The 21,657-nt window shown below is 56.3% G+C and carries 17 protein-coding genes and 1 riboswitch; of the genes, 7 read left to right on the forward strand and 10 right to left on the reverse strand.

Features of this window, described 5'->3' with window-relative positions; all coding sequences use genetic code 11:
• The first annotated feature begins 3 nt into the window (after window positions 1-3).
• Window positions 4-765, forward strand: coding sequence for a hypothetical protein (locus GP473_RS01115; protein ID WP_186276998.1), 762 nt, complete (start codon window positions 4-6; stop codon window positions 763-765).
• Between the two features lie 35 nt (window positions 766-800).
• Here GP473_RS01115 and GP473_RS01120 read toward each other — a convergent pair whose 3' ends face one another.
• Window positions 801-1,412, reverse strand: coding sequence for a hypothetical protein (locus GP473_RS01120; protein ID WP_186276999.1), 612 nt, complete (start codon window positions 1,410-1,412; stop codon window positions 801-803).
• On the reverse strand, window positions 1,384-1,875 hold the full coding sequence (locus tag GP473_RS01125) for a hypothetical protein (protein ID WP_186277000.1): 492 nt from the start codon (window positions 1,873-1,875) through the stop codon (window positions 1,384-1,386). The genes GP473_RS01120 and GP473_RS01125 overlap by 29 nt, the downstream gene beginning before the upstream one ends.
• Before the next feature lie 413 nt (window positions 1,876-2,288).
• On the opposite strand from GP473_RS01125, the gene GP473_RS01130 reads away from it, so the two are divergent.
• Window positions 2,289-3,251 (forward strand): nucleoside hydrolase, encoded by a 963-nt coding sequence (locus tag GP473_RS01130; protein ID WP_186277001.1) that lies wholly within the window; start codon window positions 2,289-2,291, stop codon window positions 3,249-3,251.
• Window positions 3,252-3,653: 402 nt separating this feature from the next.
• Here the strand turns inward: GP473_RS01130 and GP473_RS01135 are convergent, their stop codons facing one another.
• Together GP473_RS01135 and GP473_RS01140 are read right to left on the reverse strand one after the other, a co-directional pair.
• On the reverse strand, window positions 3,654-5,855 hold the full coding sequence (locus tag GP473_RS01135; RefSeq protein ID WP_186277002.1) for a YhgE/Pip domain-containing protein: 2,202 nt from the start codon (window positions 5,853-5,855) through the stop codon (window positions 3,654-3,656).
• 449 nt (window positions 5,856-6,304) lie between these two features.
• Complete coding sequence (locus GP473_RS01140; protein ID WP_186277003.1) at window positions 6,305-7,396, reverse strand: YibE/F family protein; 1,092 nt, start codon at window positions 7,394-7,396, stop codon at window positions 6,305-6,307.
• A 605-nt stretch (window positions 7,397-8,001) separates the two neighbouring features.
• Here GP473_RS01140 and GP473_RS01145 point away from each other — a divergent pair.
• Both GP473_RS01145 and GP473_RS01150 read left to right on the forward strand, forming a co-directional pair.
• Entirely contained in the window at window positions 8,002-8,721 is a 720-nt protein-coding gene (locus tag GP473_RS01145) for an alpha/beta fold hydrolase (protein ID WP_186277004.1), read from the forward strand.
• Between the two features lie 26 nt (window positions 8,722-8,747).
• Window positions 8,748-9,482, forward strand: coding sequence for an alpha/beta hydrolase (locus GP473_RS01150; protein WP_186277005.1), 735 nt, complete (start codon window positions 8,748-8,750; stop codon window positions 9,480-9,482).
• 249 nt (window positions 9,483-9,731) lie between these two features.
• Here GP473_RS01150 and metE read toward each other — a convergent pair whose 3' ends face one another.
• The 3 genes from metE to GP473_RS01165 all read right to left on the reverse strand — a co-directional run bounded on the left by metE (window position 9,732) and on the right by GP473_RS01165 (window position 14,859).
• A complete protein-coding gene (gene metE, locus GP473_RS01155; protein ID WP_186277006.1) occupies window positions 9,732-11,984 on the reverse strand; it encodes a 5-methyltetrahydropteroyltriglutamate--homocysteine S-methyltransferase in 2,253 nt (750 codons plus the stop codon).
• Window positions 11,985-12,014: 30 nt separating this feature from the next.
• Window positions 12,015-12,217: riboswitch (cobalamin riboswitch) on the reverse strand.
• Window positions 12,218-12,723: 506 nt separating this feature from the next.
• Window positions 12,724-13,209: a Rieske (2Fe-2S) protein gene (locus GP473_RS01160; RefSeq protein WP_343061456.1), complete on the reverse strand. Its 486-nt coding sequence runs from the start codon at window positions 13,207-13,209 to the stop codon at window positions 12,724-12,726.
• A gap of 93 nt (window positions 13,210-13,302) precedes the next feature.
• The gene (locus GP473_RS01165; RefSeq protein ID WP_186277007.1) at window positions 13,303-14,859 is read right to left on the reverse strand and encodes an MFS transporter; all 1,557 of its coding nucleotides are present in this window, start codon (window positions 14,857-14,859) and stop codon (window positions 13,303-13,305) included.
• 88 nt (window positions 14,860-14,947) lie between these two features.
• On the opposite strand from GP473_RS01165, the gene GP473_RS01170 reads away from it, so the two are divergent.
• Together GP473_RS01170 and purT are read left to right on the forward strand one after the other, a co-directional pair.
• Entirely contained in the window at window positions 14,948-15,520 is a 573-nt protein-coding gene (locus tag GP473_RS01170; protein WP_185769525.1) for a TetR/AcrR family transcriptional regulator, read from the forward strand.
• A 90-nt stretch (window positions 15,521-15,610) separates the two neighbouring features.
• Window positions 15,611-16,822, forward strand: a complete 1,212-nt coding sequence (gene purT, locus GP473_RS01175) for a formate-dependent phosphoribosylglycinamide formyltransferase (protein WP_185769524.1) — start codon at window positions 15,611-15,613, stop codon at window positions 16,820-16,822.
• On the opposite strand, the gene trhO is transcribed toward purT, so the two are convergent.
• Genes trhO through GP473_RS01190 form a run of 3 tightly spaced genes read right to left on the reverse strand, consistent with a single transcriptional unit; the run spans window position 16,809 to window position 19,750 of the window.
• Window positions 16,809-17,738: an oxygen-dependent tRNA uridine(34) hydroxylase TrhO gene (gene trhO / locus GP473_RS01180; protein ID WP_186277008.1), complete on the reverse strand. Its 930-nt coding sequence runs from the start codon at window positions 17,736-17,738 to the stop codon at window positions 16,809-16,811. The genes purT and trhO overlap by 14 nt on opposite strands.
• Before the next feature lie 43 nt (window positions 17,739-17,781).
• A complete protein-coding gene (locus GP473_RS01185; RefSeq protein ID WP_186277009.1) occupies window positions 17,782-18,312 on the reverse strand; it encodes a GNAT family N-acetyltransferase in 531 nt (176 codons plus the stop codon).
• Window positions 18,313-18,334: 22 nt separating this feature from the next.
• Complete coding sequence (locus GP473_RS01190) at window positions 18,335-19,750, reverse strand: FAD-dependent oxidoreductase (RefSeq protein WP_185769521.1); 1,416 nt, start codon at window positions 19,748-19,750, stop codon at window positions 18,335-18,337.
• Between the two features lie 224 nt (window positions 19,751-19,974).
• Here GP473_RS01190 and GP473_RS01195 point away from each other — a divergent pair, with 224 nt between their 5' ends.
• Window positions 19,975-21,651: a nitrite/sulfite reductase gene (locus tag GP473_RS01195; RefSeq protein ID WP_185769520.1), complete on the forward strand. Its 1,677-nt coding sequence runs from the start codon at window positions 19,975-19,977 to the stop codon at window positions 21,649-21,651.
• Window positions 21,652-21,657 lie beyond the last annotated feature (6 nt).

Below are 21,657 nucleotides of genomic sequence, written 5' to 3' on the forward strand. Positions count from 1 at the left end.
AACATGTTTGGACTGTTCGGGAAGAAAAATGATCACGATACCGCAAGCACCGGTCACACCCCCGCAGGAGAAGACAATCCAACGACCGTCATCCGCAACGGTGTCGGTGAAGCAATGTTTGCCGCACTGGTCGGCCAACAAGCAGACATGTCCGAGTACACCTATGCAAAAGAATTCCTACCAGGCATGTGGTGCTACCTAGCAGCTCAGCGCAACGGCGAATACCACCTGATGAAAGACAAAGAAATACCTGGACCGTTGGATTCTGACCCATTTATGGGACAATTTGAGCAAGCCCCAAACATCTTCCACGTCGCCCGAGAATCAACACGGATCGAGTGTGAAAAGAAATTCACCGTCATGGGAGTAGAAGGGACAGAGATCCAAATGCTCACCACTGGCAGCCCATTCGGCGCAGTCCTCGCCACCGATATGAACAGTCTGCTGAGCATGATGGAAATCCCAGATCACGGCCACGGACATGTGATCGCTATGCCATGGACCAACTCCGTCATGGTCTACCCCGTTCAACAAGACTGCAATGCCCAAGACCTAGTGACCATGTCTCAGGTAGCAATGCAAGCTACCCAAAATGGTGAACAGCCCCTGAGCCCCTTCATGTTCTGGTACAAAGACGGGAAATTTCTACCACTTAGCGCTGTGCAAGGCGACCAACTAGGGCTAAACATCCCCCTCGAACTCCCGATCAAGAGGGATGAAAACAACCAACCCGTCATGGAATCCTCCGAAAATTCTGAAGACTAAGGGATACGTAGCTGACCTGAATCAGCCTCGATTGCCTAACAACTTAACCATCCCACATCTCCCTTCTCCCGCCATGCCTTTCCCTTGGCCAACCAATGAGCATCCGTGATCTTCCCAGGATGTGCCCGCATCCATTCCACTCTGTGCGCAATATCCTCCAACCAGCCATCATCTCGGCGACCCGGCCGATAACTATTCCGGTCGATCCGTATGATTTCATACCCCAACGATGCAATCGCTTTATGCCTTGACAACTCTTTAGCCATTTCCACATCCGCGCGATACGTGTCACGTCCGAAAGCTCCGTGGCGATACTTCTCCCTGCCGTCGTACTCAACAACCACACCACACGCAAACAGAAAATCTACACGCCCCACAAAACGACCCGAAGGGCGATGGATCATCACCTGCTGGTACGGAGCGGGCAGCCCAGCCTCCCACATACGAACCTTGAGCTCGCTTTCCATCGGACTTTCCGACCACGGTGTAATGAGATTCAACATCTGCCGAGCTGACCGCGCCCCATGCTTACGGCTCACCAGGTGCGCACCGAAAGTGGTTGCGTAAGTATCAGCCGGCATATGGCGTAAAGCACTTTCAGCTCCGACGCATCCCTCTTCAACCGAATACCATTGCGCCAATTGCATACATGTGTCCTCCACACTCGTGACACGCAATTCCCCAAAAAACAGTGGGGAGGAGTTCCGTACGGCTCAGGACATCTCTAGAAAGACGCCGCCGGTGAATAGGCAGATCAGCGGTATGCCGAGTGAAAGCTTGACTGTCATAGTGGAAGCCGATGTCGATGCTCCCAGGGTGAGAAAATTTATAAGAGGAGGAGGGGCGCGCCAAACCACGCAGACAAGCTGCGGAGCGGCCAGCGAGTACCCCTTTGGGTTGGGAAGCGGCAGCCGCATGAACAATCAGCTGGTAATGCAGCTCTGAGTCATTGGCAAAGTGTGCAGTGTAGCTGCCTAATGCTTCGCGATTGACGAAGACTCCCGGAAAGAGTTTTTCCAACTTCCCTGCGTGATGTTCGCGGTACAGCACCCTACGTTGTGCGGGGGTGAGCCCCATCGTTGAAACCAGTGGTCCCCCAACCCTGTTCATTCCAATCCCCCGATTTTTCTGGTGTTTTCCCAGCCCCTGTTTACAGTTGATTAGTCTTGCACGTTTCTACTGAATTGGGAAGGGTTTGGGCAATGGGCGCGCATTTGCGGGTGATGTTTTGAGAGTCTGTGGATCGGAAGGGACTGTCGCATAGTCAAAGGCAGCGGAAAATGCGCAAATACCGCGTTTTTCTTGCTGCAGAATTTTTCGACCTGGGGCTTTGTCTGGTTCTTCTGGATTAAGCGCGGTATTTGTGCGGGGGAGGGGGGAGGTTGGAGCGGATTGTGCGGGGGAGGGGGAGGTTGCAGCGGAGTGCGGGAGAGGCGAGCGTGACAGGCTGCCCCTCGCAGAAGTGTGCTTCCCCTCCGCCGTGGCTTCCCACGTGCTCCTTTCACCCCGGCTAATCTGGCAGCATGACTCTCCCCCGTGTTATTGCAGACGTTGACACCGGTATTGACGATGCCCTTGCCCTTGCTTGGCTTGGGTGTTTACATGCGAAGGGGAAGATTGAACTTACGGTTACTACTTCTGCAGGCAACACCACGGTGACTAATGCTGCTCGCAATTCCAATGCTGTTTTGCGTATGACTGGCTCTCGTGCTCGTGCTATTCCCGGTCTTCCTCGTCCGCGGGTTTGTCCTCTTACGACTACGCCGGAGACTCATGGCCCAGGTGGTCTGGGGTATTGGGCCGATCATATTCCTGAGGATGAGCCGGATGCGGGGCGTAGTTTTTTGGAGGCTTGGCGAGCCGCTGAACCTACGCATGTGTTGGTCGCGGGGCCGGCTACGAATCTTGCTTATGTTTTGGATCATGCGCCGCGCCTTCTGGAGAATACGCATGTCACACTGATGACTGGTGCGTTTACTTATCCAGGTAATACGACTCCGACAGCGGAGTGGAATGCGTGGGTTGATCCGCATGCGCTTAAGCATGTTTTGGCGAATTGGCCTGTGTCTTCGCCTTTGTTGACTATTTGTCCGCTTAATTCTACGGAGAGGGTGTTGCTTACTCCGCAGCGTTTGCAGCAGGTCTTGCGTGGTTTGTCTCTTGCTCAGGCTGAGCTTGCCGATCTTCTTCTCGACGCCACCCGCTTCTATTTCGAGTTCCATGAAAGCGTGGGGGTGGGTTATCAGGCACAGATTCACGATCTTGCCGCTGCACAGGTGTTGTTGAGGGATGAGTTGTGGATTTTGCGTGGGGATGTTGACAAGAAGAAAGCCACGGTGGATGTGGAGGCAGATTCGGAGTTGCTTCGTGGTACGACGGTGGCAGATTGGGATTGCCGTTATTGGGGTAGGAAGCCGAATGCGGAGATTGTGACGCGCATTGAAGCGGAGTCTGTGTTTACTACGTTTGAGAAGGCTTTGGGCTAGTTGGTCTGTGGTGATTCGCTGCGCATATGTGACTCCTCATGGGGTATGAACGGATGAGACGAGCAGTGCAGCATTGAGGATGCACCTAAGAACGTGCGAGGTGGTTAGCCTGAAATCGGCACGGGGGGGGAAGGAGCCCGTGTTTGCCAAATCGGCGCAGGGGAAGGAGCCCGTGTTTGCCAAATCGGCGCGGGGGAAGGAGCCCGTGTTTGCCAAAACGGGGCGGGAAAAGGAGCCCGTGTTTGCCAAATCGGCGCGGTAAAAGGAGCCCGTGTTTACCAAAAACGGGGGGGAGAAGAGGCCAGGGGAGCTATTTCCGGGTTGCTCGCCCTGGGAGGAAAGTCCTTAGGGGGCGCTCTCTTTTTCTGGGAATCTCTCCCCGGGGAGTTTTCGCTGTAAATCCTAGATGATGGGGGTTTCAGCTGCTCCACGGTGGGCTTTGAAGCGGTGTACAACCACGCTAGCGAGGACACCAATGACGATGAATGCAATCAGCCCCGAAATCCCGCGCATGAACAGGCCATCATAGATGCCTGAGGTGGCGCGAGTGAATGCGTCGCGGGCGTAACCCATCGGGTTCAAGAGATGGAGGATTTTGAGTGGGCGGGGAGTGGCGTCGGCGGGCCAAACAGCACCCGACGCGAAGAGGCCAAGTACGAAAGTTGCAATGATCAGTGCGCCGCCGGTGATGTGACCGAACGCAGTGCGTAGGAATTGATACACGGCAGTGCCGGCACCAACGATGAGCGCGAGCACAATCAGCGCAGGGCCCCAGCTGGCCGGCTTCCAGCCAAGGGAAGTGGAAACGACCGTGAGCAGAGCCATTACTGCGAGGCTAGCGCCGAATAGCAGGGCATAGCCGCCGAAGACGCCTGCAGCGGTTCCGTGGTCTGTATGAAGGTGTGCAGCGCCGTGGGCACCTTGGTCACCGCCGTCCGCACGAAGACCCTGGTCACCGTGGCCTGCGTGGACGCCCGGGTCACCGTCCTCTGCATGGGCGGTAGCGTTTACACTGCGCGAATTCCTCCGCCGGAGGACGGCTGGCAGCATCAGTGCAAGGATGGCCATACCGAGGAAAGCGAAAAGAATTACGAGCAGGATGGATGTGCCGCTGGTCAGTTTGGTTAGGGTTGGGTCTTCGGTGCTGATAGCGGTCTGTACTGGGTTGATGTTGTCAGTGGTGAAGTCGATGGGCGTGGCCATGTTAGCCGAGGAAACTTCTGGCTGCTTGATGTTCGGTGCTTGTTTAACACCATCAGCAAGCCCTGTGGCCAACTGCTGAGTACCGTCTTTGAGCTGATCCATACCGTCTTTGAGTTGGCCGGCGCCGGTGTTGAGTTCGGTAAGGCCGTCGTCCAGCTGTACGGTTCCGTCGGCGAGTTGGCCGGAACCGTTGGATAACTGGTTGGCACCGTCAGAGAGTTCTTTGGAGCCATCGCGCAGTTGGTGGGCACCGTCCTGTAGCTGGATGACACCGCCGAGGTATTCGGAGTGGGGATCGGCAAGGTTGCGGTGTAGCTCTGCGGTTCCGTCACGCAGTTGGCCGAGCTGTGTGACGAGATTCTGTGGATTCTGTGGGTTGAGGTCGTTGAGCAGGCTTTCCAGTTCAGTGGCTTCTTTATTCATTCCCATGCCGCGCAGCACACCGACGACTGGACGAAGGTTCTGGGAGGGGCCTTGGGCGGTAGAAAGAAGTGGGATGAGCATGTCGGTGAGTTCTTTCACACCGTCTTTGATCTGGCCGGCGCCATCGGCTAGTTGGCCTGTGCCTGCTCGAAGTTCGTCCATTCCGTTGGAGAGTTGTAGTGCTCCGTCTTTGAGTTGGCCTGCACCGTTGGCTAACTGGCCGGCGCCTGTGTGTAGTTCGCCTGCGCCGGCACGCAGTTCGGTGGAACCGCCCTTTAGCTGACCAATGCCATCTACAGCTTCAGCGCCCCTGTCGCGCAGTTGTCCGGCACCATCGTTGAGTTGATTTGCGCCGTTGGAGGCGTCGCCGAGACCTTTCGAGAGGTCGTTGAGGCCGTGGACAACTTCGGAGGCATATTCGGCTGTGACGGCTTGTGACACGCTGGCCTGCAGTTCGGGAATGAGTGAGCCGGTGATGAAGCCGCTTTGTGTGCCGTAGAAATCGTTGAGGTCGAAGTTGATTTTCGGTTTGACTGGTTGGTCGTCGATGATGGTAGCTGCTTTGGTGGAGAAGTCCTTGGGGATGGTGACTACCATCATGTATTCGCCGCGTTCGAGTTTGTCGTGTGCCTCCTCGGCGGTGGCTTTGTTGAAGTTGAGGTAGTCGAGGTCTAGCATGCCGTCGGCGATTTGTTCGCCGTAGTTGGTGAAGTCTTTTCCTTCTCCGACGCCAACATCTTCGTTGACCACAGCGAGTGGAATATCTTTGAGGTAAGTTTTGGGATCCCACATTGCCCACATGTAGGCTGCAGCGCCGACGACTGGGAGAACGAGGAGAAGAGTCACGAGCACTCGTTTCAGGGCGGATGGCCCATTTTTATGGGCCGTCTTCTTGTGCTGTGGGGTGTGTGCGGTTTCCGCTGGGATCGACTCAGTATTTGTCGAGTCCTTATGTGCCGACTCGTGATAGCTAGCCATGCTAGGAACCTCTCGGAAGTTAATACTGGGGACAGGTCATTCTGTAGACGGTCAGTGAGATGGTTAGTGCTGCAGAATTAAACGCTGTCGACAGTTAATGCTGTAGATAAAAGGTGTTGTTGGGCAATGCTCCCGAGTCGCAAAGCGTTGGGAGGGAATGCTCGTTATATGTGAGTAGCGATGCTAGCAATCTTTTTTCGTTTAAAAAGCAAAATGGAAAAGGTTGCCGACCTCGTGAAACTTTTATGAGTGAGTACTCAATCTATGTATTGAGACTGAAGTTGTTGTGCAGGGGATATTCAACCCGTGTACGAGGGGGTGCTTAATCTGCACGCGGAGGCTGAAGTTGTTGTGCAGGGGATATTCAACCCGTGTACGAGGGGGTGCTTAATCTGTGCGCGGAGGCTGGGGGGGATTCCTTGGAGAGGTATCTGCCCCCACAATCTGACTCAAGCTGTGTGCGAGGAATCAGAGCTGGATGTCGCGGTCCAAGATGCTATGACCGTGGTAATCGGGACGGTTAGAACCAGAGCCATTGCGCCCACGAGGGAACGGAGCATCTCAGTAGCCATCACATCGGAGGTGATGATCTGCTCAAGGGGGCGGCCAGACTGGCTCAGCAGCAAAAGAGTCGGTAGAGCCACGCCCGTGTAGCTCAGCACGAGAGTGTAAACCATCGACGCAATATGGTCCCGTCCGACCTTCATGGCACTGGTGAAAAGGTGCCACTTGGTGGCGTCGGGCTCAATTTCATGAAGCTCTTTGGCAGTCGACGCCTGGGCGATGGCCACGTCGTTGAGGACACCAAGGGCGCCGACGATCATGCCTGCAAGCATCAAACCACTGATGTTAATGCCAGGCATGTAGACGAGGATATGAAGGTTTGACTCATCCCCTAATCCTCGAATGCCCGTGGTGCGAACAGAAAGATAAGAGAATACGGCGGCGAAACACAAAGCGATGAGCGTTCCCCCCATCGCGCTCGCAGTCTTCCAGCTGAATCCATGAACCAGGAAGAGGACAAGGAACAAGACGGCAGCACCGCACGTCAGTGCCAATAAGACCGGTGAACCTCCCTGAGCCAAACCTGGTAGGAGAAATACGAGAATTGCAGCCATGGTGATAGCCAAACCGAAGAGGGCACGGATACCTCTCCATGCTCCAATAACAGCGATGAGGACCAGGGTTGCTCCCAACCACAGCCACACTGAAGTGGAACGATCAAAATCCTGGAACGCGAGCTGTGTGGTGCCGTTGACACCATTGTTGGACAACAGGATGTGATCGCCAACCTCAAGATGAGGCTCGCCAGGGATGTTGGGGCGCAGCTCGAGAAGCGTGCGCTGGCCGGCGAACTCGCCGCTGTTGATATTGATGATCGCGTGAGTGCAATCTGTTGGGGCGAAGGGTTCAGTGATCGGGGCGCTCTGGAAAGGTTGCCCCAGCGACGGAGAATTGCACATACCGGGCTGGATGATGGCAACATCAGCCCGGATGAGCTCTGAACTGAGGCCAGATTGTGTGCGAAACGCCTCGGACATGTGTGGTTTCTCGCCCGTTGGCCACAGCAAACCCAGACCAATAGCGGTGGCAACCGCTGCGAGAACAAGCCAGGTGATGAGGAGTTTATGAGGCCAGTGCAGCGTGGAGCTTGCAGGTGTCTTCGCAGATGTGGCGGTGGATGTGCCGGCCGATGGGCTCGCAGATGTGGCGGCGGATGTGCTGGCCGACGTGCTCGCAGATGTGCCGGCCTGAGGGGAAAACCGGGAAGAGCGATGTTTGGTAGAGGAGTGGCGTCTGATAGAAGAGCGGCGTTTGCTAGTGGTATGTCGACCCATGACTGATGAATGTAACCGGCGGCGGGGATCAATAGCTAATAATAACTGTTTTCACTACTGTCGTAGCGGTAGCACGACCTTCGTCATTGCGCGAGATGAAGACTCGAAGAAGTGCGTTCAGCGCAGGACGATGTGTGGTGCAACATTTCTTGTGAAGAGGTAAAAGGGGCTATCCTGTTGAAGTCCTGTGCACATCATGGAACAATGATGTGCAGTGCATGCCATCAAGGTGGCATACGAATCCTCTGACACGCTAGTCGAGTCTCACAGATTGAGGCTTACTAGTTGAGCCACAAGAAGAAGAGCCGATGACTATGAGCGTAAAGAAGTCTGTTCTGGGCAAGACCGTGATAGGCACTGTAGGAGCAGCGGCGTTGACTCTGTCCGTTGTGACCGTGCCTGCGGCCGCGGCAGACACCAAGCTGCAGTGGGGACCCTGCCCTGTGGGGGCCATGACAGCACCTGATGCTCAATGCGCGACATTTACAGCGCCAAAGGATTACAAGAATCCTTCTGCCGGCACCATCACACTCACCATGAGCAAGATCCCTGCGAAGAGTGGTAAACCGCGGGGTGCCATCGCCGGCAATCCCGGTGGGCCTGGTGGTGAGGCACTGCCCATGTTCGAGGGTAACCAAAAGGACGATAAGGGCGTGAACCGCGTCAAGATGACGCAGGAGATTAAGGATAATTACGACCTCATTGCCGTCGAACCACGCGGCTTGGCCTACGGTGATCCTCTGACCTGTTCTGTTGCTGACATCCCTGTGGGGAATCTTGCGATGACCGTCGGCGCTGGACTCGCACACGATGTGTGCAATTGGTCGCAGCCTGGGTATGTAGACCAAATCAATACGGAAAATACAGCTCGTGACCTCGACGTGGCACGTCAGGCACTGGGACTGGACAAGCTCAGTCTTTACGGAGTGTCCTATGGCGGCCTACTCATGGCAACCTATGCCACGCTTTTCCCAGAGCACACCGACCATTCGTTGCTAGATTCTACGGTCTGGGCGATACTCCGCTGAAGGTGTACATCAATTGGTCACGCGTAGTGCAACAAGAAACGGGTGTACCAGCTCAGTTAGCCCCACCACCAGCTCAAATTGGTGATCTTCCTCCGGGAATTGCGGAGTACCATGACGTGGTACTCCCGGCTGTGAACCAGGCAATGCCGCCGTCGTGGCGTTTGTTCTCTGCGATGTATACCGTGGCTACGCTCTCCCCAGGGGCTACGATTCGCTCGCCGTTGTTCCAGTACACCTATTACACCGGGTTGTATGACGATTCGAAGTGGGATTCTGTAGCTCGTTATATTCGCGATGGGAAAGCTCCAGCGGATGCTCAGGGGCCGAAGATCGATCAGAATAATGAAGAGCTAATGAAGGAGATCATGCTCCAGGCTGCGACCTATTCCATGGTCGAACGCTCAATAGTGTGTAATGAGAACCGCGTACCAGTTCAGCCAGAACGACTGATCCCGGAGAAACTGGAAGCTCTGACTGGTGGCGATACGATCAACACCATCGAAAATAGCTTCATCACCGGCGAGGCATGCATGGGCTGGCCTGTGCCAACGCCCGGCCCTGCTGTCAATGGAGACAAGCTGGCGATTAAGCCTTTGCACATGGGGTTCTCCCACGATAATGCTGTGGGATCGGATGCCATCTACGACATGCAGAAGCGTATGGGCGGAGAGATGATTATCCTTGACGGGCATAACCACGGCGTGATGGTCCACCACACGGATGAGGTGGCCGGCCGAGTGAACTCATATTTTGGCCTCTAAGAAATAAAAATTTGGGCACCTTCCCTAGGGAGGAACGCAACCGAGCGCCTCCCTAGGGACAAACACAATCGAACGCCGCCCTAGGGAGGAACGCAATTGGGAGCGCCCCTAGGCAGTGGCTAGACTGCCCGTTAGAAAAGCATCCCCGTGATTCCCCACGGAGAGATGCCCTGAACCATAGGGAAATGCCCTGGGCGCGAGCCAGAGCCATTCTGGTACCGCAACAGAACTCCCCAGCGGGGAGCTGTGTTAGGCGCGAGCCTTGCGTGCCGCTTCCACCAACACCTTAAGGCTAGCGGTTGTTTCCTCCCAGCCGCGGGTCTTCAAACCGCAATCTGGGTTAACCCACAAGAGACGCGGGTCCACAGAATCCAGTGCGCTTTGGAGAAGCTGATCCACCTCTTCTTGTTGAGGTACGCGAGGAGAGTGGATGTCCCACACACCTGGCCCCACGCCTAGCTCGTAACCGGCATCTTTGAGTGCAGCGAGTACTTGCATGCCGTTGCGTGCAGCCTCAATGCTGGTGACGTCTGCGTCCAGGTTGGATACAGTGTCGATCAGCTCGTTGAATTCGGAATAGCACATGTGGGTGTGGATCTGAACTTCGTTTGGCGCACCCGACGTGGCAAGCCGGAAGCTGCCCACTGCCCAGTCGAGGTAGGTAGGCTGGTTGGCTTCGATGAGTGGCAGAAGTTCACGGATAGCCGGCTCATCGACTTGGATGATCTGCGCACCGGCGTCGATAAGATCGCTAATCTCGTCGCGCAGAGCGAGCGCTACCTGGTCGGCAGTTTCACCCAGTGGCTGGTCGTCGCGCACGAAACTCCAGGCCAGCATGGTGACTGGTCCGGTGAGCATGCCTTTGACTGGCTTATCAGTGAAGCTCTGGGCGATGGTGTACCACTCCACGGTCATCGGAGCTGGGCGGTGCACGTCACCGTAGATAATCGGCGGGCGTACGCAGCGTGAACCGTAGCTTTGTACCCATCCATGGTCAGTGGAGAGATAACCTTCCAGCTGCTCGGAGAAGTATTGCACCATGTCGTTTCGCTCAGGTTCACCGTGGACCAACACGTCCAGCCCTAGCGCTTCCTGCCGGGCGATGACGTCGGCCACTTCGTCAATCATGGCTTGCTTGTAAGTGGCGTCGTCGATTTCTCCGCGACGCCACTTCGCCCGAGCCCCACGGATTTCTTGAGTCTGTGGGAAAGACCCGATGGTGGTGGTCGGCAGTGGAGGCAGTTTGATGGCTTCTTGCTGCGCCGCCTGCCGGGTGGAGATGGAGTCGCGGTGACGGTCGTCGTCGGTGATGGCGGCCGTGCGCTCGCGCACTTGGGCGTTGTGGCTGAGAGGTGATTGGGCGCGGTGCTGGATTGCTTCGCGGGACTCATGGAAGAAATCAGCAACGTCTTCGCCACGCAGAGCCTTCGACAGTGCCGCGACTTCGGCAATCTTTTCTTTGCCGAAAGCGAGCCAGGCCTGTACCTCGCCGAGGTTCTCCCTCTCCAGGGTGTAGGGCACATGCAAGAGGGAACAGCTGGTGGAGACGGCAACGGGGCCACGCTTTTCTAGAGCCCGCAAAGTGGTTAGCGCCTTGTCCAAATCCGTGCGCCACACGTTGCGGCCATCGACGACACCTGCGACGAGGAGTTCTTCACCCGTCCAGCTGGGCAGTTCGGTTCCTCCGTAGACGAGGTCTACACCGAAAGCCTTCACACCGGTGCCGCTGAGGGTTTTGATGGCGCGGTCGCCATCCTCGAAATAAGTCTGAACTAAAATATTGAGTTCGGACGCACCAACGAGTTTTTGATAGCCGGAACGCACTCGTTTGAGGATGCTAGCTGGAACTTCAGTGACGAGGGATGGCTCATCGAATTGGATCCATTCCGCTCCACGGTCGGCGATCCGTGGCAGGAGACGAGCGTAGGCCTCGAAGAGAGCTTCCAGGTGGTCGATGGCGTTGGAGCTATCGACGGTGCGGGCTAAGGAAAGGTATGTCAGCGGGCCGATGAGCACGGGGCGAACGGCGGTGCCGGCGCGCTTGATTTGGTCGCGGAGGTCCTCCAGAAGTGCCTGATCTTCCAGGGTGAAGGTGGTGTCTGCAGAGAGCTCGGGAACGATGTAGTGGTAGTTCGTGTCAAACCACTTTGTCATCGCGGATGCTGGCAGTTCCGCTGTGCCACGAGCGGCGGCGAAATAACGGTCGATGTATGCCGGTAGGCCGTCGTTATCGTGGTCAGCAATAGAGTTCACTCGCTCCGGCAATACGCCGAGAAGTGCGGTGGTGTCCAAAATTGCGTCGTAAAAGGACCGGCCAGCAAACGGGGCGGAGTCTAGACCAGCGGAGAGTAACTCGTCAGTGTAGGAGTTGGTGAGGCTGGTGATGGTGGAAGTGAGCTGGCGGCCGGTGGAAGAGTCACGCCAGTAGTTTTCCAGAGCCTTCTTGAGCTCACGGTCAGGGCCGATACGGGGCACCCCGGCGACAGTTGCATGAAAAGTCATGTTCTTCTGATCCTCGTCAGTTGAAAGCATTACGTGTAATCGCAGCCGGCAGGCATTCGGACTTACACATGGCGTGTTGCAGGATCGAAGCTTGAGCAGGAAGAAAGCCTATGGGCAGACTTTGACCCCGGCAATGCCATGCGCATACCGTTGCGGGACAGCTCAGGATTCTCACCTGATTCCCCTGCTACATCGCGTCGGTGGCCTCTCACCTTGTCCGGGGCTCCAGAAGGTGGACCAGTTGTTGACGCGAATCGGTTGCGGTAACAAACAGCAAACACTAGACAGCTCGGTCTGTCAAATAGGTGTCGTGAGCAGTCTAAGGAAACTGTGACGACCAGCCAGAAAACGTAACGAAAAGCCCAAAGGAAAACCACTGAGGCCCTCCCGATTGTTGAGTGGGTAGCGGGAGGGCCGTGTATGTGTCGTACGCCGCTGCTCGGGGCGTGTTCAGCCCGTCGGTGAATGGGCTGAGGAGTGTTCCAGCGGAGATGCCGGTGTAGCGAAAAGCGTCTGAGTGGAGCGCTTTCACATTGACACAACGCTGCTTATAGGCGCGGCGTTACATGCGCGGACATTTTTTGGCGAGGTTCTTGTTCCTCGGACTACTTTTAGCCCTGATTGGGGAGATTCTAAGGGGTGGTGACTGTGAGGTTTTTCCGATGAAGTTGCGTTGTGACCTGGTGATTTAGCGTTGAGTCGCATTTTTCCTCTGTGGCTTCAGCTCACGCTGCAGGTCTTAGCTTTTCACCTCGACTTTATCTCCGCTTTCTGTGACCGACGATGCGCTCTTCATTGGGTCGCGCGAGGGACCGGAAAGGACGTCGCCCGTGGCTAGATCGAAATGAGAATTGTGCTTAGGGCAAATGGCAACCGCTTGCCCGTTGACTTCTTCGATCTTGTCGATGGTTCCACCCGCATGAGGGCATGACGTGGAGTATGCGGTGAACTCGCCTTTCTTTGGTTGGGCGATGATCCACTTATCGATGATGATTGCGCCGCCAACAGGAATGTCTGCCTTGGAAGCTTCAGCAACGACGGATTCACCAGCGCAAGCTGCAAGGAGAGCGCCGGAGGCGGTAGCTGCGGTAGCTATCGCTACGCCTTTGAGAAAGCCGCGGCGGGAACAAAGAGGTGAGAGGTTATGAGATCCGGTGCCTGTCATGGCCTCATTATTGCTGGTTGCAACGCGTGTATCCAGCAAGGTGGCGCTTAGTTTCTGCATGGTAAAAGTTTTCCGTTCTCTGCAGCCCCATGTTGGAGGGGATTGGTTGTGGTTGGTTGCATGCCGGGGATCGGGTTGCGAGTTGCGAAAGGATTAGCTGCGAGGCGTCGAAGGGTCGGCTTCGGTGCATTCTGCAGTGGCGTCGGCTGTGTGTACTGCGGTACGGGAGAGGAATATGGACGCCACCAACCCCACCACGAGAATGCCGGCAGACACATAGAAGACCATGGCAGAGGCCTCCGAGAATCCCTGCTCAAGTACTGCGCCCAACTGAGAACCGAATTTTTCCGTTAACTGGGGAATGGCTGCCCCGGCGCTGTCGCTGGTGACGGAGGTGACGAGCGTGACCTGTTGGGGAGCCAACCCAATTTCTTCAAGTGCGGTAGGTAGTCGATGACTCAGCGTTGTGGCCAGCACGGTTCCGGCCATAGCGATTCCCAGTGCGCTCCCGATTTGTCGAGACGTGGATTGCGTTGCGGAACCCATGCCTGAACTGGAGACGGGAACGTCTGCGAGAACCACAGATGCCAGTTGAGCTGAGGCGAGACCTACTCCCGCTCCATAGAGAGCCAAGATGAGTGTGATGAGGAGAGGGGAGGAATTGGGGCTGAGAATTATGGCCGTGATGCCAATTCCGATGACTTCCAAGAAGAGACCAATGACGACAGTGCGCCCCGGACCGCACATGGCTGCAACGTGTCGCGCTGCTCCGCCCGAAATAATCGAGCCAGCGGCTAGCGTTGCCAATACCCAACCCGCGTGGATAGTGCCAAGTTCCAGTACAGAAACGAGGTAGAGCGGTAGGGCAAATAGTGCTGCAAATTCACCCATGGATACCGCGAGAGCTGTGAAATTTCCCAGGCTGAAGGAGGGGAGCCGGAAGAGCGAGACGTCGAGTAGGGCTGGGCGGTGAGAGCGCAGACGGCGAAGTTCGTAGCCAATGAATGCACACAGGATGATGAGCCCAGCGAAAGAAAACCACCAATGATGCTCGATGAGACCATAGACGATGAGTCCGAGCGCTACGGCTGACAGGGTAGTTCCGATCGGATCGAAGCCTTCGATGTGCCCTCGGCTGGGAGGCAAAATCTTGACACCCAGGGCAATGAGGATGATCGCGATGGGAACGTTAATGAGAAATATCCAGTGCCAGCTGAAAGTTTCTGTGAGCCAGCCGCCGAGCAGCGGCCCTACGGCAGCCATTGATGCCATGGTGGCTCCCCAGATGCCGAAGGCTGCCGTTCGATCGTCGTCGCGGAATGTGGCGTTAATTGTGGCGAGTGTCGAAGGCAGGATCATTGCGCCGCCAATTCCTTGAATGCCGCGGGCGAGGATAAGTGTTGCTGCGCCCGTGGAGACGGCGGCGAGGAGCGAAGCCCCGGCGAACACTGCGAGCCCGAGCATGAAGATGGTGGTGCGACCCCACTTGTCCCCGAGTGTTCCCATGAAGAGCAGGAGTGCGGCGAAAACCACGGAGTAAAGGGAGGAGATCCACTGTGCTTCGGTGAGATTGAGGTCGAGGCTAGCGATGATTGTAGGTAGCGAGACCGAGACGATGGTGGAGTCTAGGACGATGAGGGATACGCCAATCATGAGGATGGCAAGTGTGCTCCATTTGTTGGAGAACTGTTGTGCGACAGGGTGTCTCATAGTTGTTATTTAACACCCTGAGACATGGTGTCGCAAATAGAGGCGTTCCGTGAGCGAGTCGGGGTTCGCAAGGTGCTTTAATGGGTGCATGAGCCGTCGCGAGAAAACAATGACCGCTATCGTCGACGCCGCCGAGCAACTCCTACAAGAAGGCGGGGCGAAAGCACTCACCGCAGGTGCAGTGGCGGAGTCGGTGGGGCTTGCACGCAACTCTCTCTACCGATACGTCGATTCCATCGATGACTTGCGTGGGTTAGTCGTAAGCCGCCATCTTCCTAGGATGTTTGCTGATATGCAGGACACCCTCGAATCAGCTGAGAATCCCGAGAAGGCGCTTGTCGATTATGTCCGCGCAAATCTTCGCATCGCTGCCGAATCCAACCACGCGTGGCTCATAAGGATTACAGAGAACATCAGCGGAAGCACTGCCGAAGACATTGGGAGGATGCACCGCGACCTCGAAAATGCATTGCTCGAGGTCTGTACACACATTGATCCAGATGGGTCGCGTATGACTGCAGATCTCATCAACGGTGTGATCTCTGTGGGCTTCAACTGTCTTGAAAAGAATATGAACCCTGGCGATGTGGAGCAGCGTTGCGTTGAAGCTGTGTCGGCGATTCTCACTGCCCGGCGCCGCAATGTTGAGCGTGGCAACTAGCGCCGTAATGTTGGGTGTGGGGACTACGCAGGGGGGATTGGCGCGCATCAACTGCGGAAATCCCGCGCCCAACGGCTAAAATGGTCATCCATGTACACACCTGAAGCGCTAGGTACACCGTTTTCTCACAATGCGACGAAGGTTCTACTTCTTGGCTCGGGGGAGTTGGGTCGTGAGGTAACCATCGCTTTTCAACGTCTCGGTGTGGAGGTGCATGCTGCTGATCGCTATGCCGATGCGCCTGCACATCACGTGGCCTCTGAATCCCACGTCATCGACATGACCGACGCCACCGCCGTGCGAGCTTTGGTGGAGAAGGTACGTCCGGATTTCATCGTCCCGGAGATCGAGGCTCTGGCCACTGATGAGCTGCAGCGTATCGAGGATGAGGAATTGGCAACGGTCATCCCCACTGCTCGCGCTGCGCGACTCACGATGAACCGCGAGGGCATCCGCAATCTGGCTCACGAGGAGTTGGGGTTGCCGAATTCCGCGCATCGCTATGCGTCGACTTTCGAAGAGTTGCAGCACGGGGCGGAGGAAATTGGTTTTCCCTGCGTGATCAAACCAGTGATGTCTAGTTCCGGGAAGGGGCAAAGCTACGTGGGTGGCCCGGAGGAGTTAGAGGCTGCCTGGGATTACGCGCTAACTGGCGCGCGTGTGAGTAATGCGCGCGTGATCATCGAGCAGTTCATCCCATTCGACTATGAGATCACTTTGCTTACGGTTCGTTCCATCGACCCTGAGACTGGTCGCGATGCGACATGGTTCTGCGAGCCTATTGGCCATCGCCAGGATCGGGGAGATTACGTGGAGTCCTGGCAGCCGGCGGAAATGAGTGAAACAGCTCTGGATAATGCTCGCAGTGTGGCCGCTCGCATTACGGGCGCACTGGGAGGTCGCGGTGTATTCGGGGTGGAGCTGTTTGTGAAGGGGGATGACGTGTATTTCTCTGAGGTCAGCCCACGCCCACACGATACGGGTATGGTGACGATGGGCTCGCAGCGTTTGAGCGAGTTTGACTTGCATGCGCGCGCGATCTTGGGTTTGCCGATCGATACCACGTTGGTGAGTCCCGGAGCCTCTGCAGTGGTCTATGGAGTGGATAGCGAAGGGCCAGTGAGCTTTTCTGGCGTGCGCGAGGCCATGAGCGTGCCGGAGACTGACGTGCGCTTGTTCGGCAAGCCGGAAAGTTATGATCGCCGTCGTATGGGCGTGGTTGTATCCACTGCTGAGACAGTGGACGAAGCTCGTGCCCGCGCGGCAGAAGCCGCAAACCGGGTTGTGGTCAATGGCAGCTAGCTGCGGCGATCTCGATGCACTCCGGGTTGCCGCAGTGCGCGGTAGCGGGGTTGTGCGCGCACTCATCGCAGAGGAGAGTCTGTTTGCGGCAGGCTTCGTTGATGCAATTGTGGAATAGATTGGTGGCCGCCCCGCAGTTGTGACAGTGACCGAGCTGCTTGGAATGGTCACTGAACTCCATGTGCATGCGCTTGTCAAAGACGTAGAGGGAGCCTTCCCACAGTCCGTCATCGCCAAATTGTTCGCCGTAGCGGACTATGCCTCCGTCGATTTGGTACACCTCCTCAAAACCGCGGTTTTTCATGAGGGAGGAGAGGATTTCGCAACGGATTCCACCAGTGCAATAAGAAACGACGGGTTTGTCCTTCATCCAGTCGTACTTGCCGGACTCCAATTCGCGGATGAAGTCGTGGGTGGTGTTGACATCGGGCACGACCGCGTTTTTGAATTTGCCGATTTCGGCTTCCATGGCGTTGCGACCGTCGAAGAAGACGACCTCATCACCTCTTTCGGCAACGAGGTCATTCACCTGCTGTGGTTTGAGATGGATACCTCCGCCGATGACGCCATTTTCGTCGACTTTGAGTTCTCCCGGCGCGCCAAAAGCAACAATCTCATCCCGAACTTTGACGGACAGGCGCGGGAAATCTTCGGCGCCTCCGTGGGACCACTTGAATTCCATCTTCTTAAAGCCCGGATATTGGCGAGTGGCCTTGGTGTAAGCCTTGCAGTTGGCTAAGGTTCCCCCGACGGTGCCATTGATGCCGTGCTCACTGATGAGGATGCGGCCGGTAAGCTCTAGTTTTTCACACAGGGCCCGCTGCCACAGCATCACTGCTGTTGGGTCTGCGATTGGGGTAAAGCAGTAGTACAGCAGGATGCGAGATTCGTGGAGGTCAGTGTAGGAATTTCCCATACATGGGATCTTAGTGCGAGGGGGAATGCACGAGAAAATGAAGCTACTGCAGTGGCAGGTGCATTTCGACGTGAGGTACGCCTTCGACTTCGAATTCCTCTCCGACGATCGTGAATCCGTAGGAGGCATAGAAGTTCGTGAGGTAGGTCTGTGCCTCTAGCTTCACGATTGCGGATTGAGTTGTTGGATCCAAGGCAGCGGCACGGGCCTTGCACACTTCCAGAGCTTCGTCCATCAGTTGACGAGCTACGCCGTACCCACGCATATCCGGGGCAACGCACACTCGGCCGATGTGTTGCGCTTCCGGGGGACCGAATACGCGAGCGGTGCCCACGAGGCGCATGAGACTACCCGGATCAGGGGTGCCGAATGGATAGTCGGGACCGGAACCTGGATGAACATACGCCAGGATGTGATGCGTGTTCGGGTGGGCGTCGGTGTCGTCGATCTCTGCAAACGGGGCGCGCTGCTCGTTGACGAAAATGTCAACGCGCAGTTTGTACAGCGCATGAACCTGCTGCGGAACCATGTTCAGCAGAGCTCGACCGGTCAGGTGAACGTCAGGTGACTTCATAGGCCAAGAGTTTACCCGTGAGCTACTGCTCGCGGGAATACTTGACCATATCTTCCCAGTCGCGAACCTTCTTGCGCTCGCGGCCTTCGGCCTCTCCAAGCTCACGCTCTACCTTGTCCAGGGCGTACCAGCCAGCCCACGTAGTGTAGTTAAGTCCCTTGTCCTCCAAGAAAGCATCGACGGCTTCGAGTTCTGGCTGCTCAGGGGCAAAGCCCAGCCCAGCTTCGTGGTCTGCTAGGAGATTCGCAACGGCTTCGTTTGCGTCGCCCTTGGTGTTACCGATCAGGCCGACGGGACCGCGACGAATCCAGCCAGTGGCGTAGACGCCCTCGAGGCGCTCACGCTTCTCAGCTTCTGGATCAGCTGAGCCTGGAACACCTGCGATTCCGTCAGCAGTAGGCCCTTCGGTGAGCACGCGACCGCCAACGTTAGGGAGCACGTTTTCCTTAGTGTCCCACGGCAGATCGGCTTGTTCATCGGATTTGTAGCCCACGGCGCGGTAGACGGCACCCACCGGCCACTCGGTGAGTTTTCCGGTGCCTCTGACGGATCCATCGCCGGTGAGTTCAGTTCGCTCGGTGACTAGGGCGATGACCTTGCCGTTCTCGTCAGTTTTCACCTCGTGAGGGGACTCGAAGAAGTGTAGGTAGAGCTTGTGGGGGGCTCCCTTGGGGTCGGCAATAGCGTACTGCTCGAGCAGGGTGCAGACCATGTCTTGAATCTTGGAGGAACGGCGGGCGTTTTCGGAGCCCTCGTCGTAATCGATGTCCTCAGGGTTGACCACAATCTCGATCGTGTCGGAGTAGTTGAGTTCCTTGAGCTCCAGCGGAGTGAATTTCGCCTGAGCTGGGCCGCGGCGACCGAAGACGTGAACCTCTTTGGCCTTGTTCTGCTTGAGAGAGTCGTAAACGTTGTCGGGGATTTCCGTGACGCGTAGTTCGTCGCCCGTCTTGGCTAGTATGCGGGCGACGTCCAGGCCCACGTTGCCCACACCGATGACGGCGACGGATTCGGCTTCGAGGTTCCATGATGCGTCGAAGTCGGGGTTGGCATCGTAGAAGCCGACGAACTCGCCGGCGCCGATGGTGTGTTCACCGCCGGGAATGGTGAGGTCTCGGTCATCGGTGGCGCCGGTGGCGTAGATAACTGCGTCGTAGTACTTCTTGAGCTCTTCGAGGGTGATGTCCTTGCCTACGTTGATGTTGCCGAACAGGCGAATCTGTGGCTTGTCCAGCACTTTGTGGAGGGATTTGATGATGCCCTTAATACGTGGGTGATCGGGAGCCACGCCATAGCGGATGAGACCGAATGGTGCTGGCATGCGCTCGTAGATGTCGATTGCTACGTCGATCTCGGACTTGGTGAGTGCATCGGATGCGTAGATACCGGCGGGGCCGGAGCCAATGACGGCAACTCGGAGCGGACGGTTTTCAGCCATGAATTCTTCTGATTCCTTGCATGAATTGTGTTTTTGTTCCTCTGCCACACTAGCCGTTTACGTGCGAGTAGTGGTCACTAGACCCGCACTATAGACAGAGTTGTCTATAGATTGCAAGAAATTGCTTGAAATTCTGAACAGATCGGTCTAGTGTTTCGGGCAGACATATAGACAGGTTTGTCTAGGGCATGACTCCCAGAGAACGATTCCGAGGAAAACAAGAGATGACTACTTCCACCCCACGCAAGCGCACCCGCAAGGCAAACAAGCCGCAGGGGCAGTGGTTGGTCGACGGCAAGGAGCCACTCAACGACGATGAGCGCATCAAGCAAGAAGACGTCGGTCTGAGTGTGATGCAACGTGTCCGAGACATCTACTCCAAGGAAGGGTTTGCCTCCATTCCTCCCGAGGACTTGGCGCCCCGTTTCAAGTGGATTGGCATGTACACTCAGCGCAAACCATTTCTCGACGGCACCAAAACATCCACCCTGACCAATGCGGAACTGCAAGACGAATACTTTATGATGCGCATCCGCATTGATGGAGGCCTGCTGGATAACAAACAGTTGCGCGTCCTAGGTGAGGTCTCCCGTGACTACGCTCGCAACACCGCGGACTTCACAGACCGTCAAAATCTCCAGCTCCACTACGTCAAGATTGAGGATGTTCCGACGATCTGGGACAAGCTTGGCAGCGTAGGCCTAGACACCAACTTTGGGTGTGGCGATGTGCCGCGCGTTGTCCTCGGCTCCCCGGTGGCTGGGATCGCCAAAGATGAAATCATCGACGCCAGCCCTGCCATAGAAACAGTCGTCAAGGACATCCTGCCGCGTGAAGAGCTGCACAACCTACCGCGGAAATTCAAATCTGCTATTTCCGGAAACAAGCGGCAGGACATCACCCACGAGATCCAGGACCTCGCCTTCATAGGCTCCGAGCATCCTGAACATGGGCCGGGTTTCGATGTGTGGGTTGGGGGAGGCCTGTCTACAAACCCGATGCTTTCTCAACGCCTCGGTGTGTGGTGCTCCCTTGAGCAGGTACCAGATGTGTGGCTTAACGTGGTGCGCATCTTCCGTGATTATGGGTACCGGCGCATGCGTAATCGCGCGCGTCTCAAATTCCTCGTCGCTGAGTGGGGTGTAGAGAAATTCCGTCACGTGTTGGAAGAGGACTACCTGGGATATGTGTTGCCCGACGGTCCCGAGCCGGAAACTGTCACAGGATACCGAGACCACGTTGGGATCTATGAACAGCGGGATGGCAAATTCTACCTGGGGGTGAAACCTACAGTCGGGCATACCGATGGTGAACAGCTCATAGAACTAGCCGATCTCGCGGATAAGTACGGCGTCACTCGCCTACGCACAACCGCAGACAAAGAATTGCTGTTTCTCGATCTGGAGCGCGCGCAGGCCGACAAGTTGGCGTCAGAATTGGAAAAAATCGGCCTTTCCGCTAACCCCAGCGCGTTTCGTCGGGACATCATTTCATGCACCGGTTTGGAATTCTGCAAGTTGGCGCACGTGGTCACCAAACAACGCGCCATTCAACTGGTCGACGAGCTGGAAGAACGCCTCGGTGACCTTGACGTGCCCTTGAAGATCTCCCTCAATGGCTGCCCCAATTCGTGTGCTCGTGCACAAGTGGCAGACATCGGTCTCTCCGGCAAGATCCTCACCAACGACGAGGGCGAACGAGTCGAAGGCTTTCAAGTGCACCTCGGAGGCGCCGTTGGTTGTGGGCCGCAATTCGGTAAGAAAGTACGCGGCAATAACGTCTACTCCACAGAGCTCGGTGACTATGTGGTGCGCATTGTACAGAATTTCAAGAAAGATCGCTCTGATGGAGAACAATTCCGTGACTGGGTGAGCCGGGCCGATGAAAACTTACTGGTATAAGGCAGG

Source organism: Corynebacterium anserum (assembly GCF_014262665.1).
Classification (GTDB): Bacteria; Actinomycetota; Actinomycetes; order Mycobacteriales; family Mycobacteriaceae; genus Corynebacterium; species Corynebacterium anserum.